This window comes from Nitratireductor aquimarinus (assembly GCF_017255295.1).
GTDB lineage: Bacteria > Pseudomonadota > Alphaproteobacteria > Rhizobiales > Rhizobiaceae > Nitratireductor > Nitratireductor aquimarinus.
On record NZ_JAFKDE010000004.1, the window covers coordinates 79,916 to 96,726 of the forward strand.

A 16,811-nucleotide genomic window follows, 5' to 3' on the forward strand; every position below is an offset into this window, starting at 1 on the left:
CAAGGGAATGAACCGCGCTAAGGCCCGGCCGCTTCAACCAGATAGCGTCCATTGACCCAGCCAGTCATGCTCTGGTCGCCGCCAAGTCCGATGCGGCACCAGCGGGACTTGGCCACCATGCGGCAGCCGAGATTGCGCACCCGGTCGCCATTGGCCAACTGGCCGATCACTGCGGACTTCGTGCCGGGCGCGGTCCGCACATTCAGGAGATCGTTGCGCGCAACACCGGACACCGCCCAGTAATCGGGACCACCGCTCAGACCGTCTGCAAAATCGGGATTGGCGCTGCGTCCCGCACCATCGGCTTCGATGTCGACGGAAAGCCGGTAATTGGCCACTTCATCGCGGCGGGCCGCACTGCGCATCATGTAGACGCGGATGCGATAATCGCCATCGGCCGGCAGGACGCCGGTATATTCGTTCCCGGCGACCGATCCCGTGTGAATGGCCGTCTCGCTGCCAGCCGGCAGCAGGTTGAAGTAATTCGCCAGATTGTCGGTGCCGAGATCAATGGCAATGCGCTGGCCGCGTCTTGCGCCCAGAACGTAATCGACAATCTCATATCCCTTGATCCGGCCATTGATCGTTGTGCCGGAGCGACCCGCCTCGAACTGCACCCGGACCTCACGGAGGTCCTGCGCGGACGCCGGCGACCAGGCAAGCGCCGCAACCAGAAGAACAAAACCCAGAATGCGCATTGCAGATCTCCTTTATCGGCGCACAGAAACCGTGTCACCCGATCCTCAGGGTACCGGCCAGGTCCCCGCTTCTCAACCGAACCCTGCCGCTTCAGGCCCTGCAATCGGCGGCGCTGGCCGCCGCCACCGTCTGATAGCGGCCATCGGCCGTGACAACCCGGGCGCATGTGCCCGTGGACGCCTTCCACCAATAGGCCGTCAGTCCCTGGGTTCTGGCCAGCGTGTAGCCACGCGCCATGAGCTGGGTCTCACCGCCAGCGCCCCGCGCGCCGACCAGATCTGCAATGTCTGCCGGCGGCCCGCCAGCCGGTGCAGACGCAGCCATCGAAGCCTGCCCGCATTCGGCCGGACCAACCGGATCGACGCTCTGATAGCGTCCATCGCTGGTCACCACCCGTACACAGTTTCCGCTGGCCGCGTTCCACCAATAGGCGGTCAGTCCCTGCGTTCTGGAAAGCGTGTAACCGCGCGCCATGAGCTGCATTTCACCGCCAGCGCCCCGTGCGCCAACGAGATCGGTAACACCGGCCCCGCCGCCCGCAGGCGGCATGGTCGTCATGGGTTGTGATGTCTGGGTGTCGGACTGACACCCCGCGAGCCCGACAACGAACAGGCATGCAAAAAGTCGCTTCATCATGGAAATACCCTCGCAAATTTCCCTCGCCTGCCGAGAGTATAAAATGCCGGCAAAACGTCTGCGACCGCGTAATTAGTGGTACGGAACACCGCTTCTTACTGCGGGAATACGTGGGTTCACACGCTTTCGCGGAGGCGTTCCTTTTCCTGCGAGCCCGGCATGAACCTGTTTTCAGCGGCCCGTTTCCTGCCCTTCTTTGCTTCTTTCTGCTGCGACAGGAACCACGCCACGCCATACTGGATGGCGATGCCAATGCCCAGCAGGGCAGCGTCCGACGCAAAATCGGGCTCATAGCGCAGCTTCAGCACCTGAAGCACGATTGCAAGAACCGAACCGGTGGCGAAAACGGCAAGCCCGTTCTTGCCCATCAGCTCAACGGGGCGGAAGACCGGCCACTGGAAGATGCGCAGAACCCAGGCGACATTGGTCAGCACATAGGCCAGCGCCAGCGCATGCAGAAGACGCGGGAGCGACAGGAAGGTCTTGTCGAAACCGGCAATGAAGAAAGGCAGCATCTTGCGGCCCGGCAGCGCCCCTGCCCTGAGCGACACCCAGATGCAGGAGAATACGAGGAAGGCCGTGCAGAGCCAGAACAGCCATGCGCGGTAAGGCACCAGCTTGCGCCCTTCCATCATGGAGAGCCCACCGGCAATGCCCACGGCATAGATCAGCTGCCAGGCGACAGGGTTGAAGAACCAGCCGCCGGGATTGGGGTAATTGGGCAGGTTGAGCCGGAAGGTTCCCGCCAACAGCCACACGCCCACCGCAACACCGATCAGCGCCAGCGGACTGCGCAGGCCGATCATGATGTAGAGCGGCGAGATCACAAGTAGCACGGCATAGAGCGGCAGAATGTTGAAATAGCCAAGCTGGTGCCCGAGAAGCGGCAGCCCAACCATGGTCTCCAGCGGCTTTGCGAGCAGCGGGCCGAAATTGATACGGGTCAGCATCTCATACACGCCGAGATAAAGCGCGCCGGCCGCCACAATGCCGATGGCGATGACCGAGGTCACGATGTGCGTGACGTAGAGCACACCGGCCCGCCGCCACACTTTCATGCAGGCCTCAAAGAACGGACCGCTGCGGAAACCGCGCGAATAGGCAAGACCAACCGCAATCCCGGACATGAGAACGAACGCCTCGGCCGCATCGGAAAAGCCGAAATTGCGCGACGTCAGGTTCTCATAAAGATTGCCCGGCACATGGTTGATGAAGATCGTGATCAGCGCGAGACCGCGAAACACGTCAAGGCGCTGGTCTCGGCCAACGCTTGCGGGAACGAAGGGTGCGTTCATGGCTGGGCCTTACCGCTCCGCGTCGGCGGCTTCAAATGCCGGCTCAGGGACCGGCCGGAATGCCGGCGCAGACGCCTCGGCGCCACGCCAATGCGCGAGAATGGCCTCCTGCCGCAGCACGACGGGAGACGGGTTGCGGTCATCGGCGGTTTCAAACAGCCCCGCCTCGGCCGTGCCCAGCGCGCTTCGCGAACTCACATGAATGAGGATCGGCGCAAACACCTGTGGCCCTGCCACCAGAAGAAGCCAGCCGACATATTCAGGCGCAAACTGGAAAGCAAGGCCCAGCGTCACCAGACCCGTCGCGCTGATCCACCAGCTCGCGGACCAGGCTTCCGAAAGGCTGACGGACCCCGCCTCGCGGTCCGTCGCCGGCCAGCCGCCATCCATGCCGAAGAAAACCTCAAGCACGGCGCGGCACTGATACATGAGCATGATCGGTGCGAGCAGGCTCGTCGAAAGGATCTCGGTCAGCGTGTTCAGAAGCGCGCGGCCTGTGCCGCCAAAAGTCTCATTTACACCGCTGATCGCCCCGCGCGCCACGATCAGAAGCTTGGGCCCGATCAGAAGGCCGAACACACCGACCAGAAGCGTCAGCGCCAGCCCCTGCTCCACGCGCGGAAAGACAGCGGAGAGGCCAGGCTCCGGGAAATAGTCCGGCACGCCCTTCAGCGTGGGTGCTGCAATGGAGGCGATGATGAACAGCGCCCAGAGCGGCGACGCCACATAGGCCATGATGTTCTGCACGAAGACGAACCGGCTCCACGGCTTCAGGCCCGGGGCCACCATCACGCGGCCATGCTGGAGATTGCCCTGGCACCAGCGGCGGTCGCGCTTGGCGAAATCCACCACATTGTCCGGCCCCTCTTCATATGAGCCCGTCAGATCGGGATCGACCCGCACGGTCCAGCCATTGCGGGTCAAAAGCGCGGCCTCGACATAATCGTGGCTCAGAATATGCCCGCCAAAGGGCGGACGACCCGAAAGCTCCGGCAGACCGCAACTCTGGGCAAAGGCGCGGGTGCGCACAATCGCATTGTGGCCCCAGAAAGGACCGGCCGTGCCCTGCAGCGCGGCCAGGCCGCGCGTGTAGATCGGGGAATAATAGCCGGTCGAAAACTGCATGGCGCGACCGAAGAAAGAGCGTGCGTGCACGATCTTCGGCAGGGTCTGCAGCAGGCCAAGCCGTGGATCGTCATCCATGCGCCGCACCATCTCGGCCATGGTCGCGCCTTCCATCAGGCTGTCAGCGTCGAGCACGATCATGTACTCGTAGAGCGCGCCGGATGTGCGGATGAAATCGGCGACATTGCCGGCCTTCTTGCCGGTGTTCTGCTCACGCCGGCGATAGAAGATGTCGGTATGCGCGCCGCATTCGAGTTGCAGCCGCTGGAACCAGCGCTCTTCCTTTTCCGCCACTTCGGGGTCGCGCGTATCCGACAGGATGGCGAAGTCAAAACGGCCCGCCACGCCCAGTGCATGCAGGCTGCCGATCATCGCCGCCACATGCGAGAAGGTCTTGACCGGATCTTCATTGTAGACCGGGACCAGAACCGCCGTGCGGGCGCTGGTCGGCACAAGTTCAAAGGTCTTGTCCTCACGCTTGAGTGGCAGGCTCAGAAGACCGTTGAACGCATAGGCAGCGCCCCATGCGAGCCAGCCAGTGCTGGCCGCCAGAAGCACGATCCTGACCGCGTCGATCCACTGGATGCCGTCAGCGGAAAAATAGCCGACGGCAAGCGAGGAGACGAGGCCAGCCATAAGCAGGCAGAACAGGATCGATAAAACGCGTCTTACGCTGACCATCACTCACTCATAATTGCCGGCATCATTGCAGGGCCGGACCGATGCCGCGCGGATGCGCGGCATGTCGGGTCACTTCCAGGCGAAGCGTTTCAGAAGCATCGAGAAAAGCGCCGGACGGGCGCGGCGGCGCTCCAGCACCTGATCGGGCATGGCCATGGGGGCTGCCGGCAGTGCATGGCGTGCGAGCGTCACGTGCCTGCTATCCGTCTCAAGAACGTGCGTCATCTGTCTCTCTCCACTGATAGCTCCAAATTTCCGAAAGCCGTTTGTCATCCAGCTTGAGATGACCATTCATCTCCACCGGCCCGGAGCCGTTTGGCTTCAGGTCGATCACCAGCCGCCACATCCCGTTGCTCCCGATGCGGGAGACGGTGGAATGGGCGATCTCGCCACGGCTGACATTCACAACGGCTTCAATGTTCGAGTCACCCGGAAGGTTCCGCAAAACCTCACCGTCAAAGTCGACAACGAACTTGCGCAGCCCTTCCTCGTTCTTCACGCCGGAGACACCGCCCTCGCCGCCGCGCAGCGCCATGACGCGCGCAAAACGGTTGGTCGGCTCTTCGATCGCGCCCCAGGTCAGGCGGTAGTTGAATTCCAGCTCATCGCCGGCCTTCACCGCCTTTTCGGGAACCCAGAAAGCGACAATGTTGTCGTTGACCTCGAGATCCGTCGGGATCTCGACCAGTGTGACATTGCCGCGTCCCCACGATTCCAGAGGCTCGACCAGAAGCGAAGGCCGCTCCTCATAGTGCGCACCGGCGTCCTGGAAGTTCGCGAAATCGCGGTCGCGCTGGAACAGGCCGAATGCCTGCGGGCTGTCCTCGGTGAAAAAGGATGTCGCCAGCTCGGACGGGTTGTTCAGATTGCGCCAGAGCTCATCGCCATCCTGACGCACGATCTTCAAACCGTCGCTGTCATGCACCTGACCGCGATAATCGTCGAACGCGCTGTCATTGTTCTCGGCGAACAGGAACATGGAGGTCATCGGCGCAACGCCCAGACGACCGATATCCCTGCGCGCAAAAAGACGCGCCGTCACATTCATCACCGTGTTGCGGCCGGGCGAAATGACAAAGCGGTATGCGCCGGTCACGCTCTCGCTGTCCATTGCCGCGTAGACGGTCACTTCCTTGCTGCGGCGATTCGGCTTCTCGATGTAGAAATCGGTGAAACGCGGGAACTCTTCGCCATTGGCGGTCGCCGTATCAATGGCGAGGCCACGCGCCGACAGGCCATAAAGCGTGTCGCGGCCGAGCGCGCGGAAATAGCTTGCGCCAAGGAAGGAGACGAGTTCGTCCATCACGTCCGGCGCATTGAGCGGGTAGTGCAGACGGAAACCCGCCTCGCCTTCCATCACCAGATCTTCAAAAGCGGTCGGGTCGAGCGGTTTGCGATACTCGAAATCGCGGCCGGTGAAGAGGATCGGTTCAGCCGTCTCACCCTCGACGGCGTAAAGGCGCACCGGCTCCTTGAAGAGCCAGCCCATGTGGAAGGCCTGAAGCTCAAATGGGGCCTCGCCCTGCCACAATGCGTGATCGGGGCGGAACCGAATCGCACGGTGCTGATCGTAGGTCAGTTCGGCGATCTGCTGCGGCAGTTCGAAATCGGCCTTTGCAAAAGGTTGGGAAGCCTTGTTCTTCATGGCCTCCGTCAGCGCATCGAAGGAGAAGGGCTGCGCCCCGCTCTTCACCCCGCCGCCTTGCGCGGCAACGTCTTCGGCGCGCGCAGAGGTTGCGATTGTCATCAAGCTGGAGGCGCCCAACAGCGAGGCTGACAGGCAGGAAACAAGAAAGGATCGTCGGTCCATATATGGAACTCGTATGCAGAAAGTCTCAGGGTGAAGCCGCGGCACAAACCACGCGCTTTCAACGCATCAATTGCGGTTTAGTTTCGGCAGGGCACATAACATTCCAAGACTGCGCGTTACCAAAATTTGAAGGGACAGCGCCAAGCGGCGGATCGCTTTACAGCGTCCCATACCGACTTGCAATCCTCATCTGAATCGTGCCCAATCCCCCACCTCACCCAGGGTGAGAGAACCCACCAAAAGCCGCTGCACCCCAGGCATGTCAGGGCGAACCGCGGCGCAGAAATCCGGGGAATTTGTCAATGGATCTAGGACTTAACAACAAGCGCGCGCTGGTGCTCGGCGCAAGTCGCGGCCTCGGCGCGGCCATCGCGGAAGGGCTGGCGCGTGAAGGCGCAACCGTGATCGCCGCCGCGCGCAGCAAGGACAAGATCGAGGCCTGGGCCGGCAAACTGCCCGATGGCGCAGGCACGGTGGAAGCCTGCGCGCTCGACATTTCAGACCTTGCCGCCATCGATGAGCTCGCCGACAGGCTTCTGGCCGAAGGCGGCGTCGATATTCTTGTGAACAACACCGGTGGCCCGCCCCCGTCATCGGCTGTCGATGCCGGTCGCAGCGACTGGATCTCCAATTTCGAGACCATGGCGGCCAATGTCTTCCACCTGACCGGGCGTCTTCTGCCACCAATGCGCGAGCGCAAATGGGGCCGTATTCTCACCGTCACCTCTTCGGGTGTGGAACAGCCGATTCCGATGCTGGCGCTTTCGAACGGCATCCGCTCGGCCATTGTCGGCTGGTCCAAGACGCTCGCCACCGAAATTGCGCGCGACGGCGTGACGGTGAATGTTCTCATGCCAGGCCGCATTCACACGCAGCGTGTGGTCGAACTGGACACCGCCGCCGCAAACCGCTCCGGCAAGCCGGTGGAAGAGGTTTCGGCTGCTGCCGCCGATACGATTCCCATGGGGCGTTACGGCGATCCTGAGGAATTCGCCAACATGGCCGTTTTCCTCGCTTCCGAACGCGCGTCCTATGTCACGGGCACCAAGGTCCGCATCGACGGCGGCGCGACCCGTTCAGTCTGATCGCCTCGGGTCAGGACCTAGCGCTTCAGCGCGCGCCCAAGAGCATACCATGATGCCTTGGGCGTGCGCTCCAGCGTTTCAAAGTCCACATGGACAAGCCCGAAACGCTTCTCATAGCCGAGCGCCCATTCGTAATTGTCCAGAAGCGACCAGACGATATAGCCTTTCACCGGCGCGCCCTCATCCAAGGCGCGCCGCACCGCCCCCAGATGCCGGTTCAGAAAATCGATGCGCGCGGGATCATCGACCCGCCCGGCCGACAGCCGGTCCGGCGCGGCCATGCCGTTTTCCGTCACATAAATCGGCAGGCCCTTCGTGTAGTTCTCATGCGCCCATGTGATGAAATGGTGCAGGCCCTCGGGATAGATCTCCCAGTCCATGAACGTTTTGGGCAGCGGCCCCTCGACCTCTTTCAGCGCCGGAAACCGGCCTGAACCGTCCGGGGCGATCAGCTTGCGCGTGTAATAATTGATGCCCAACCAGTCGACCGGCGTGCCGATCACGCCAAAATCCTTCTCAAAACCCTGCGGCATGTGAGGCCCGAGCCCTTCCAGCACATCCTCGGGATAGGCCTCGTCAAACACGCCGCCAAGGAACCAGCGATTGTAAATGCCGTCGTAAAGACGGGCGGCCTTCCGCGCCGCCTCGCTGTCATCGGCGGGAGCGGCGTATTCGAAATTGGTGACCAGCCCAAGATTGTCCATGCCGAGCGCGCGCATCGCCTGCGTCGCCCGCCCATGCGCCAGAAGCACGTGGTGCATGGCGCGGGCGGCGGCGCGAATGTCGCGCAGCCCCGGCGCATGTGCCCCCATGAAATGGCTGAGCCAGGCCACGCACCAGGGCTCGTTGATGGTCGCCGCCGTCGCCACCCGGTCTCCGATGCGCTTCATCACCAGTTCCGTATAATCGGCGAACCAGTCTGCAATATCGCGGTTGCGCCAACCGCCCAGATCGGCAAGCGGCGCCGGCAGATCCCAGTGATAGAGCGTGGCGAAGGGTTTCAGCCCGCGCTCCAGCATGCCATCGACAAGGCGGTCGTAGAAATCGAGCCCCTCTGGATTGGCGTCTCCCCTTCCATCCGGCAGCACACGCGACCAGGAGATCGAAAAGCGATAGCAGTCGAACCCGGCGTCACGCACCAGATCGAGATCGCTTTCCCAGCGGTGATAGTGGTCGCAGGCCGTGGCCCCATCCTCGCCGCGCACCGTGTTGCCGGGCGTTGCCGCAAACGTGTCCCAGTGCGAGGTTCCGCAACCGCCAAACCGGCTGCCCTCGATCTGATAGCTCGAAGTGGCCGTGCCAAAGACGAAATCCCCGGGGAAATCGTCGCGTGAGAATTCAAGCTCCATGGCTTCCATTCCGTTGGCGGGCATGAGCCTCTCCCCGTTCTTTCTGGACCCGTTCTTTCTGAAAATGCCGTCTCCGCCCTTTAGCGGCGGCGTGGCGGTGCGGTCGTCTGGCCGATCACGAAGTCGGCCTCCCAGAGCTCGCTCAGAGGCGGCCCGTCCGGGGTCTCGATGCGCTCAAGAAGTAACTGCGCCACCCGTTTTCCCGCCTCCCGGATGGAGGAACGAACCGCCGTGAAATAGGGAATGTCCGGCGCGCTGCCCTTGTAGCCCGACTGAAGAAAGGACAGGCAGTCATCAAAGGCGATCACGGAAACGTCTTCGCCAGCCCGCAGGCCAAGATCGACCAACGCCCGCGTTACGCCCATGGCCGGCAGAACACTCGCCACCAAAATGGCCGTCGGCGGCTCATCCAGTTCCATCAGCGCCCGCGTCGCCTGATAGCCATAGGGCTCGACCATATCGGCGCTGTGAAGCAGGCGCTCGTCAAGTGCGACGCCGGCCTCTGCCAGCGCCGCCTCATAGCCCTGCCTGCGCCGCTCGGCAAAGTTCATCGTCTCAAGACCGTTGATCAGCGCGATGCGCTCATGTCCCAGATCCAGCAGAAACTTCGTCGCACGATGGAAAGCCCGCCGGTTGTTTACGTCCATCCAGCAATAATCCGCCCCCTCCTCATCGCAGCGCCCATGAACCACGAAAGGCATTCCCAATGCATTCAGAATGCCGATGCGGCTGTCGCCGGTCAGCGGTCCATGAACCACCACGCCATCCACACGCTGGTCTTCGGCAAGGTTCAGATAGATGCGCTCCTGCTCTTCCAGCGGCGCGAGCCGAAGGAGAATGTCGTAGCCGCTCTGCGCATAGATTTCGCCCGCCCCGGCGATGAAATCGGCGAAATGCGGATTGATCATGATGTGTTCGGAAAGGCTCACCACATGCCCGATCATGCGTGACTTGCCGGTCGCCAGACTTGCCGCGCTGGGGCTCGGGCGATAGTTCAGCCGCTCCGCCGCCTCGACCACGCGGGCGCGCGTTTTCTCCGCCACTTCCGGAAAGCCGTTGAGCGCGCGCGAAACGGTGGTCTGCGACAGGCCAAGCGCCTCGGACAGCATCTTCAGGTTCATGGCTTTGCGGGTAGCCAAGGCGGTTCCTTTCCTTCAAAGCGCTTTAAAAAAATTGGTGTCACAGCGTTTTGGGGAGATCAAGCCCTTCAGGCGGACAATTGGTCGTTTTCATATCAATACGGCGGTGAAACCAATTTTCTTCATGAATCTTCGCGCTGGCAGCAAGGCGCTCTTGACTCAAAGGCTTCCCGGATTGATGCTGCCAAAATCCAAAGCGCTTTGAATTTCGTTTAAAACGTTAGCAATGCGCCGGACCCGCAAAGACCTGAGGAGGAGCGGCTCCGGCCGCAATTGGAGGAACCATGAAGACGTCCATGCTTATTGGCGCGTTTGCCCTGGCACTGTCCGGCAGCGTCGCCCATGCCGCCGATCTCAAATTCGCCCCGGGCGAGGATGCCCGTTTCAACTGGCAGAGTTTCGAAGACTTCAAGGCCGCGCACGATCTCTCCGGCCAGGAGATGAGCCTGTTCGGCCCCTGGCTCAGCTCCGACAAGGATCTGATCGAATCCGTCACCGCCTATTTCGAGGAAGCGACCGGCGCAAAGGTCAATTACTCAGGCTCCGACTCCTTCGAGCAGCAGATCGTCATCGACACGCAGGCCGGCAGCGCACCGAATGTCGCAGTCTTCCCGCAGCCGGGCCTCGCAGGCGACCTCGCCTCCAAGGGCCTGCTCGTGCCGCTCGGCAACGAAACTGCCGGCTGGATGAAGGAAAACTATGCTGCCGGCCAGTCCTGGGTGGATCTCGGCACCTATGCCGGCAAGGACGGGGCGAAGGCCTTCTTCGCCTTCCCCTACAAGGCAGATGTCAAATCGCTGGTCTGGTACGTGCCGGAAAACTTTGAGGATGCGGGCTATGAAGTGCCGCAGACCATGGAAGAACTGAAGGCGCTTTCCGACCAGATCGTCGCCGATGGCGAAACGCCCTGGTGCATCGGTCTCGGTTCGGGCGGCGCAACCGGCTGGCCGGCCACCGACTGGGTGGAAGACCTGATGCTGCGCACCCAGTCGCCCGAGGTCTACGACCAGTGGGTGACCAATGAAATCCCGTTCAACGATGAACGCGTCGTTGCGGCCATCGAGGAATTCGGCGCGTTCGCGCGCAATGACGACTATGTGGATGGCGGCGCGGGCGCCGTGGCCTCCACCGACTTCCGCGACAGCCCCAAAGGCCTCTTCGCCGTCCCGCCGAAATGCTACATGCACCGGCAGGCGTCCTTCATCCCCTCCTTCTTCCCCGAGGGCACGCAGCTTGGCCGCGACGCAGACTTCTTCTACCTGCCGGCCTATGCGGAAAAGGATCTCGGCACCCCGGTTCTGGGTGCTGGCACCGTGTTCGCCATCACGAAGGATTCGGATGTGGCGCGCGCCTTCATCGAATTCCTGAAGACGCCCATCGCGCATGAAATCTGGATGGCGCAGGCCGGCTTCCTCACCCCGCACAAGGGCGTGAACCCGGAGGCCTACGCCAATGATGCGCTGCGCAAGCAGGGCGAAATCCTGACCAATGCGACCACATTCCGCTTTGACGGCTCCGACCTGATGCCTGGCAAGATCGGCGCAGGCGCTTTCTGGACCGGCATGATCGATTATGTCGGCGGCCAGTCCGCCGAAGAGGTCGCCGGCGAGATCCAGAAGGAATGGGACGCCATCAAGTAGGACTGCGCATGCAACACCGCCCCACCCCGCCGCCATTGAGCATGCGGGGTGGGAGCACCGGCACAGCCGGCATGCGCCCAGGAGGCTGACATGGCCATCTCCTCGACCGAAGCCGCCCCGCGGTCCCGTCCACCGGGCCTCGGCCGCTTCCTTTTCAATATGGCGATTGCGCTTGGCATCATGATTGCCGGCATCGTCTTTGCGGTGCTCTGCGCCGTCGCCGTCTTCACCGCGCTCAACACGGTCCTGCCCGATATCAAGCTCGTCCAGGCAGTGCTTGTCATGGTGCTCGGCGTGGCCGCCTGCTTCGGCTATTTCTGGGGTTCCAACCGGCTCCTCGACCTGATCTATCCGCCACGCGGCAGCCGCGTCGCGGACAACATCAACGCCGCCAACGGCATCCGCCCCTGGCTCTTTCTGGGGCCGGCCATCGTCATTCTCGGCATTTATCTGGTCTATCCGGTCATCAACTCGATCTTCCTGTCGTTCCACGGGCCGAGCGGCGAAACCTGGGTCGGCGGAGCCAATTACGCCTGGCTTGCCAAGGACGCAGCCTTCCGCGAGAGCATGCGCAACAACATTCTGTGGCTCATCGTCGTGCCCGCCGCCGCCACCTTCTTCGGCCTCATCGCCGCCGCCCTCACCGACCGCATCGGCTGGGGCAATGTCGCCAAGAGCCTCATCTTCATGCCCATGGCGATCTCCTTCGTCGGCGCGAGCGTGATCTGGAAATTCATCTATGATTACCGCGCCGAAGGCTCCGAACAGATCGGCATCCTCAACGCCGTCGTCACCTTCTTCGGTGGCGAGCCACAGGCGTGGATCACCATCCCCTTCTGGAACAATTTCTTCCTGATGGTCATCCTGATCTGGATCCAGACCGGCTTTGCCATGGTCATCCTCTCGGCCGCGCTGCGCGGCATCCCGGAAGAGACCATCGAGGCGGCCATCATCGACGGCGCCTCGCCCTTCCAGATTTTCTACAAGATCAAGGTGCCGCAGATCTGGGGCACCATCGCCGTGGTCTGGACCACCATCACCATTCTGGTTCTCAAAGTGTTCGACATCGTGCTGGCCATGACCAACGGCCAGTGGGGCAGCCAGGTGCTCGCCAATTACATGTTCGACTGGATGTTCCGCGGGCTCGATTTCGGCCGCGCCTCGACCATCGCGCTGGTCATCATGGCCATGGTCACGCCGATCATGATCTGGAACATCCGCGAAGCACGGAAGGACATGAAATGAGCACGCCCGTCGGCTCGCGCCCTGCCCTCTCATGGGTTGTCAACATATCCGTCCTCCTGCTCGTGGCGCTGTGGACCCTGCCGACCTTCGGCATTCTCGTCTCATCGCTTCGCGACAAGGACCAGCTCGCCGTGAGCGGCTGGTGGACCGCCCTCACCGCGTCCGAACGCAACGTGGTCGCACGCGCAGCCCCGCCGGAAAACGCCACGCTGGAAGACGGCCGCTACGTGCTCACCGGCAATGTGTTCGAGGATGGCAGCGGCAAGGCCGTCGGCTTCGGCATATCATCGCGCGCGCCTTCAGCCTTCGCCGTCGGCGAGAGCGCTGAATTGCGCGACGGTGGCATGCTCACCGTCGAGGCCAGTGGCGACTACACCATCACCTATGCCGAACAGCCCGAACCCGGCCGCGGCCAGCGCATCTTCGTGAGCTCGGTCGAGCCGCCGCGCTTCACCACGGAAAATTACAAAAACGTCCTGTTCTCCGAAGGGCTCGGCAAGAGCTTCATCAACACGATGACCGTGACCATTCCGGCGACCGTCATTCCGATCCTGATTGCGGCCTATGCGGCCTACGCACTGGCATGGATGGAGTTTCCGGGCCGCGCGCTTCTGCTTGCCGCCATTGTCGGCCTGCTCGTCGTCCCGCTACAAATGTCGCTGATCCCGCTTCTGCGTTTCTACAACACGATCGGCATCGGCAAGTCGTTCATCGGCATCTGGCTCGCACATACGGGGTTCGGCCTGCCGCTCGCCATCTATCTCCTGCGCAACTACATGGCCGGCCTGCCGCGCGAGATCATCGAAAGCGCGCGCGTCGATGGCGCGTCGGATTTCGAGATCTTCCGCAAGATCATTCTGCCGCTGTCGTTTCCCGCACTCGCCTCTTTCGCCATCTTCCAGTTCCTCTGGGTCTGGAACGACCTGCTCGTCGCCACCGTCTTCCTTGGAAACAATGAAGAACAGCTGGTTCTGACCGGCCGGCTGCGCGAACTGCTCGGCTCGCGTGGCGGCAATTGGGAAATCCTCACCGCATCGGCCTTCGTGGCCATCGTGGTGCCCATTCTCGTTTTCTTCGCATTGCAACGTTACCTGGTCCGCGGCCTTCTGGCCGGGTCCGTCAAAGGAGGCTGACCGCTCCCATGAATGTCCTTCACGATGCTCCCTTGGAACATGCTCCCGGAGCCGTAAGCCGCCACGCCGAAGACGCCGACTGGTGGCGCGGCGCGGTCATCTACCAGATCTATCCGCGCTCCTTTCAGGATTCCAACGGCGACGGGATCGGCGACCTCAAAGGGATCACCCAGCGTCTGCCCTACATCGCTTCGCTTGGGGTTGATGCGATCTGGCTGTCACCCTTCTTCAAGTCGCCCATGCTCGACTTCGGTTATGATGTCTCCGACTACACCCAGGTCGATCCGATGTTTGGTTCGCTGGCCGATTTCGACGCCATGATCACCGAGGCCCACCGGCTCGGCCTCAAGGTGATGATCGATCAGGTGATCTCGCATTCTTCCGCACGGCATCCCTGGTTCGTGGAAAGCCGGCAGAACCGCACCAATCCACGCGCCGACTGGTATGTCTGGGCCGATCCGAAACCCGATGGCAGCCCGCCCAACAACTGGCTGTCGATCTTCGGCGGCTCCGCATGGGAATGGGACACGAGCCGCTGCCAGTATTATCTGCACAATTTCCTGGCCAGCCAGCCGGACCTGAACTTCCACAATCCCGATGTTCAGGACGCGCTGCTTGAAACGGTGCGCTTCTGGCTGGAACGCGGCGTCGACGGTTTCCGTCTCGACACGATCAATTTCTATGTCCACTCGGCCGGTCTGGAAGACAATCCGCCGCTTGAGCAGGACCAGCGCAACGCCTCCATCGCGCCTGCGGTCAATCCCTACAACTTCCAGAACCACCTTTACGACAAGAACCAGCCCGAGAACCTGGAATTCCTGAAACGCTTCCGCGCGCTGCTCGATGAATATCCCGGCACCACGGCTGTCGGCGAAGTGGGTGATGCGCAGCGCGGCCTCGACATCGTCGCCGAATATACGAGCGGCGGCGACAAGGTTCACATGTGCTATTCCTTCGACTTCCTGTCGCAGGAACCGCTCACGCCGGGCCGTGTCCGGCGCGTCATCGAGGCATTCGGCGACAAGGCGCCCGATGGCTGGTCGTGCTGGAGCTTCTCCAATCATGACGTGGTGCGCCATGCCTCGCGCTGGGCCGATCAGGTCCACGACCGCGACGCCTTCCTGAAGATGACCACGACGCTGCTTCTGTCGCTGCGCGGTTCCGTCTGCCTCTATCAGGGCGAGGAGCTGGGCCTCACCGAAGCCGTACTCGACCTGAAAGACCTGCAGGACCCGTATGGCATCCAGTTCTGGCCGACCTTCAAGGGCCGCGATGGATGCCGCACCCCGATGGTCTGGTCGGAAACGCAGGTCAATGGCGGCTTCTCCGGCGCAAAGCCCTGGCTGCCCGTGCCGCCGGAGCACCTCCATCTGGCCGTGTCGGCGCAGGAGGGGCAGGACACGCTCCTGTCGCACTATCGCAATGCACTTGCCTTCCGCGCCCGCCATCCCGTTTTCGCCAAGGGCGAAATCACCTTCCGGGAAGGCACTGAGGAGGTGCTTGTCTTCGAGCGCTCCATGGCCGGCCACGCCATTCTGGTGGCGGTGAACATGAGCGACGGGCCGGTCACGCTGAAGCTCGATGTCCGGGATTATGCGACCATGGCCGATTCCGGCGCAGCCGGAACGGTGGAGGACGGCATCGTCACGCTGCCGGCCTATGCAAGCTGGTTCGGCAGCAAGGGGATGGAGACATGACGGATCTCTCGCTCAAGAACATCCAGAAGAGCTACGGCAACACCAGGGTCATCCACGGTATCGACCTGGACATAGAGGAAGGCGAGTTCATCGTCTTCGTCGGTCCTTCGGGCTGCGGCAAGTCCACGCTCCTGCGCATGATCGCCGGGCTTGAAAGCATCACCGGTGGCGAGATGTTCATCGGCGGCGCGCGCGTGAACGACATCCCGCCATCGCAGCGCGGCATCGCCATGGTGTTCCAGTCCTATGCGCTCTACCCGCACATGACGGTCTACGACAACATGGCGTTCGGCATGAAGATCGCCAAGGCCCCGAAGGAAGAGATCGACAAGCGCGTACAGGAAGCGGCCGAGATCCTGCAGCTGACACCATATCTTGATCGCCTGCCCAAGGCGCTTTCAGGCGGTCAGCGACAGCGCGTCGCCATCGGCCGCGCCATCGTGCGCAATCCGAAAGTGTTCCTGTTCGACGAACCGCTCTCCAATCTGGATGCAGCGCTTCGTGTCGCCACCCGCATCGAGATCGCCAAGCTCAAAAGCTCAATGCCCGACACCACCATGGTCTACGTCACCCACGATCAGGTGGAGGCCATGACGCTTGCAGACCGCATCGTCGTCCTGTCGGCGGGACATATCGAGCAGGTCGGCGCGCCCATCGCGCTATACGAAAAACCCGCCAATCTTTTCGTCGCCCGGTTCATCGGCTCGCCCGCCATGAACATCCAGCCGGCCCGCATCGAAAAGACCGGCGGGCAGACCGTGATTTCCCTTTCCGGCAGGCAGGTCGCCGTTCCCATCCCTTCTCCCGAAAGTCTGGCAGGCGCGCCGGCCCATTTCGGCGTAAGGCCGGAAGACCTGCGGGTTGCAGATGGAGATGACTTTCTCTTCGAAGGCGAAGTGCACTTTGTCGAACGGCTCGGCGAGGTCACGAATGTTTACGTAAATGTGAAAGATGTGGATGAACCGGTCGTCGTGAAGATCGCCGGCGTCCAGAAACATGCCAGGGGCGAGCGCCTTCGCCTCACCGCATCCGCAGAAAAGATGCATCTTTTCACTAAAGAGGGGCGTTCTCTGTTCTACATTTGAAGCATTTCAACCGGTTTGAGCTTTTCTTGACCCGAATCGAAACCTTACCTAACGATTAACGAGGTGACTGGGGGGCCACTGAATGACAAAGCTGTTCTGGCCCGAGAGCGCTGCCCGTTTCAAAGCGTATTTATACGGTCATGCCGGTTGTACGGACACCGATTTCGACGCTGGGCGGGGGACGTTGCGGGC

The 16,811-nt window shown here is 62.0% G+C and carries 15 protein-coding genes; 7 read left to right on the top strand and 8 right to left on the bottom strand.

Annotated features, from left to right (window positions below):
• Window positions 1-17: 17 nt before the first annotated feature.
• The 6 genes from JYP46_RS07720 to JYP46_RS07745 all read right to left on the bottom strand — a co-directional run bounded on the left by JYP46_RS07720 (window position 18) and on the right by JYP46_RS07745 (window position 6,183).
• The gene (locus tag JYP46_RS07720) at window positions 18-698 is read right to left on the bottom strand and encodes an SH3 domain-containing protein (RefSeq protein WP_206547771.1); all 681 of its coding nucleotides are present in this window, start codon (window positions 696-698) and stop codon (window positions 18-20) included.
• A gap of 91 nt (window positions 699-789) precedes the next feature.
• Window positions 790-1,335 (bottom strand): hypothetical protein, encoded by a 546-nt coding sequence (locus JYP46_RS07725; RefSeq protein ID WP_206547772.1) that lies wholly within the window; start codon window positions 1,333-1,335, stop codon window positions 790-792.
• Between the two features lie 116 nt (window positions 1,336-1,451).
• On the bottom strand, window positions 1,452-2,630 hold the full coding sequence (locus JYP46_RS07730; protein ID WP_206547773.1) for an OpgC family protein: 1,179 nt from the start codon (window positions 2,628-2,630) through the stop codon (window positions 1,452-1,454).
• A 9-nt stretch (window positions 2,631-2,639) separates the two neighbouring features.
• Window positions 2,640-4,436, bottom strand: coding sequence for a glucans biosynthesis glucosyltransferase MdoH (mdoH, locus tag JYP46_RS07735; RefSeq protein ID WP_206544132.1), 1,797 nt, complete (start codon window positions 4,434-4,436; stop codon window positions 2,640-2,642).
• A gap of 69 nt (window positions 4,437-4,505) precedes the next feature.
• Window positions 4,506-4,661, bottom strand: a complete 156-nt coding sequence (locus tag JYP46_RS07740) for a hypothetical protein (protein ID WP_162742196.1) — start codon at window positions 4,659-4,661, stop codon at window positions 4,506-4,508.
• Window positions 4,645-6,183, bottom strand: coding sequence for an OpgD/OpgG family glucan biosynthesis protein (locus JYP46_RS07745; RefSeq protein WP_236042149.1), 1,539 nt, complete (start codon window positions 6,181-6,183; stop codon window positions 4,645-4,647). Before JYP46_RS07745 ends, JYP46_RS07740 begins: the two co-directional genes overlap by 17 nt.
• Window positions 6,184-6,548: 365 nt before the next feature.
• Between JYP46_RS07745 and JYP46_RS07750 the strand changes: the two genes are divergently transcribed.
• A complete protein-coding gene (locus JYP46_RS07750; protein ID WP_206547775.1) occupies window positions 6,549-7,331 on the top strand; it encodes an SDR family oxidoreductase in 783 nt (260 codons plus the stop codon).
• Between the two features lie 17 nt (window positions 7,332-7,348).
• Here JYP46_RS07750 and JYP46_RS07755 read toward each other — a convergent pair whose 3' ends face one another.
• Together JYP46_RS07755 and JYP46_RS07760 are read right to left on the bottom strand one after the other, a co-directional pair.
• Window positions 7,349-8,704 carry a GH1 family beta-glucosidase gene (locus JYP46_RS07755; protein ID WP_236042140.1) on the bottom strand — a complete coding sequence of 452 codons (1,356 nt, stop codon included), beginning with the start codon at window positions 8,702-8,704 and terminating at the stop codon, window positions 7,349-7,351.
• Window positions 8,705-8,760: 56 nt separating this feature from the next.
• Window positions 8,761-9,819, bottom strand: a complete 1,059-nt coding sequence (locus JYP46_RS07760) for a LacI family DNA-binding transcriptional regulator (RefSeq protein ID WP_244974852.1) — start codon at window positions 9,817-9,819, stop codon at window positions 8,761-8,763.
• Between JYP46_RS07760 and JYP46_RS07765 the strand changes: the two genes are divergently transcribed.
• The 6 genes from JYP46_RS07765 to JYP46_RS07790 all read left to right on the top strand — a co-directional run bounded on the left by JYP46_RS07765 (window position 9,800) and on the right by JYP46_RS07790 (window position 16,619).
• Entirely contained in the window at window positions 9,800-10,024 is a 225-nt protein-coding gene (locus JYP46_RS07765) for a hypothetical protein (protein ID WP_206547776.1), read from the top strand. The two genes, JYP46_RS07760 and JYP46_RS07765, sit on opposite strands and share 20 nt — an antisense overlap.
• A 79-nt stretch (window positions 10,025-10,103) precedes the next feature.
• Window positions 10,104-11,459, top strand: a complete 1,356-nt coding sequence (locus JYP46_RS07770; RefSeq protein WP_206544135.1) for an ABC transporter substrate-binding protein — start codon at window positions 10,104-10,106, stop codon at window positions 11,457-11,459.
• Between the two features lie 282 nt (window positions 11,460-11,741).
• Window positions 11,742-12,704 carry a carbohydrate ABC transporter permease gene (locus tag JYP46_RS07775; RefSeq protein WP_206544332.1) on the top strand — a complete coding sequence of 321 codons (963 nt, stop codon included), beginning with the start codon at window positions 11,742-11,744 and terminating at the stop codon, window positions 12,702-12,704.
• On the top strand, window positions 12,701-13,837 hold the full coding sequence (locus JYP46_RS07780) for a carbohydrate ABC transporter permease (protein WP_113152853.1): 1,137 nt from the start codon (window positions 12,701-12,703) through the stop codon (window positions 13,835-13,837). Before JYP46_RS07775 ends, JYP46_RS07780 begins: the two co-directional genes overlap by 4 nt.
• An 8-nt stretch (window positions 13,838-13,845) precedes the next feature.
• On the top strand, window positions 13,846-15,534 hold the full coding sequence (gene bglA / locus JYP46_RS07785; protein WP_206547777.1) for a beta-galactosidase BglA: 1,689 nt from the start codon (window positions 13,846-13,848) through the stop codon (window positions 15,532-15,534).
• Complete coding sequence (locus JYP46_RS07790; protein WP_206547778.1) at window positions 15,531-16,619, top strand: ABC transporter ATP-binding protein; 1,089 nt, start codon at window positions 15,531-15,533, stop codon at window positions 16,617-16,619. The genes bglA and JYP46_RS07790 overlap by 4 nt, the downstream gene beginning before the upstream one ends.
• Window positions 16,620-16,811: the final 192 nt, after the last annotated feature.

Excerpts from the sequence above, each read along its gene's own strand:
- JYP46_RS07720 (WP_206547771.1), bottom strand. The coding sequence starts at position 698 with ATGCGCATTCTGGGTTTTGTTCTTCTGGTTGCGGCGCTTGCCTGGTCG.
- JYP46_RS07725 (WP_206547772.1), bottom strand. The coding sequence starts at position 1,335 with ATGATGAAGCGACTTTTTGCATGCCTGTTCGTTGTCGGGCTCGCGGGG.
- JYP46_RS07730 (WP_206547773.1), bottom strand. The coding sequence starts at position 2,630 with ATGAACGCACCCTTCGTTCCCGCAAGCGTTGGCCGAGACCAGCGCCTT.
- mdoH (WP_206544132.1), bottom strand. The coding sequence starts at position 4,436 with ATGGTCAGCGTAAGACGCGTTTTATCGATCCTGTTCTGCCTGCTTATG.
- JYP46_RS07740 (WP_162742196.1), bottom strand. The coding sequence starts at position 4,661 with ATGACGCACGTTCTTGAGACGGATAGCAGGCACGTGACGCTCGCACGC.
- JYP46_RS07745 (WP_236042149.1), bottom strand. The coding sequence starts at position 6,183 with ATGACAATCGCAACCTCTGCGCGCGCCGAAGACGTTGCCGCGCAAGGC.
- JYP46_RS07750 (WP_206547775.1), top strand. The coding sequence starts at position 6,549 with ATGGATCTAGGACTTAACAACAAGCGCGCGCTGGTGCTCGGCGCAAGT.
- JYP46_RS07755 (WP_236042140.1), bottom strand. The coding sequence starts at position 8,704 with ATGCCCGCCAACGGAATGGAAGCCATGGAGCTTGAATTCTCACGCGAC.
- JYP46_RS07765 (WP_206547776.1), top strand. The coding sequence starts at position 9,800 with ATGGCTTTGCGGGTAGCCAAGGCGGTTCCTTTCCTTCAAAGCGCTTTA.
- JYP46_RS07770 (WP_206544135.1), top strand. The coding sequence starts at position 10,104 with ATGAAGACGTCCATGCTTATTGGCGCGTTTGCCCTGGCACTGTCCGGC.
- JYP46_RS07775 (WP_206544332.1), top strand. The coding sequence starts at position 11,742 with ATGGTGCTCGGCGTGGCCGCCTGCTTCGGCTATTTCTGGGGTTCCAAC.
- JYP46_RS07780 (WP_113152853.1), top strand. The coding sequence starts at position 12,701 with ATGAGCACGCCCGTCGGCTCGCGCCCTGCCCTCTCATGGGTTGTCAAC.
- bglA (WP_206547777.1), top strand. The coding sequence starts at position 13,846 with ATGAATGTCCTTCACGATGCTCCCTTGGAACATGCTCCCGGAGCCGTA.
- JYP46_RS07790 (WP_206547778.1), top strand. The coding sequence starts at position 15,531 with ATGACGGATCTCTCGCTCAAGAACATCCAGAAGAGCTACGGCAACACC.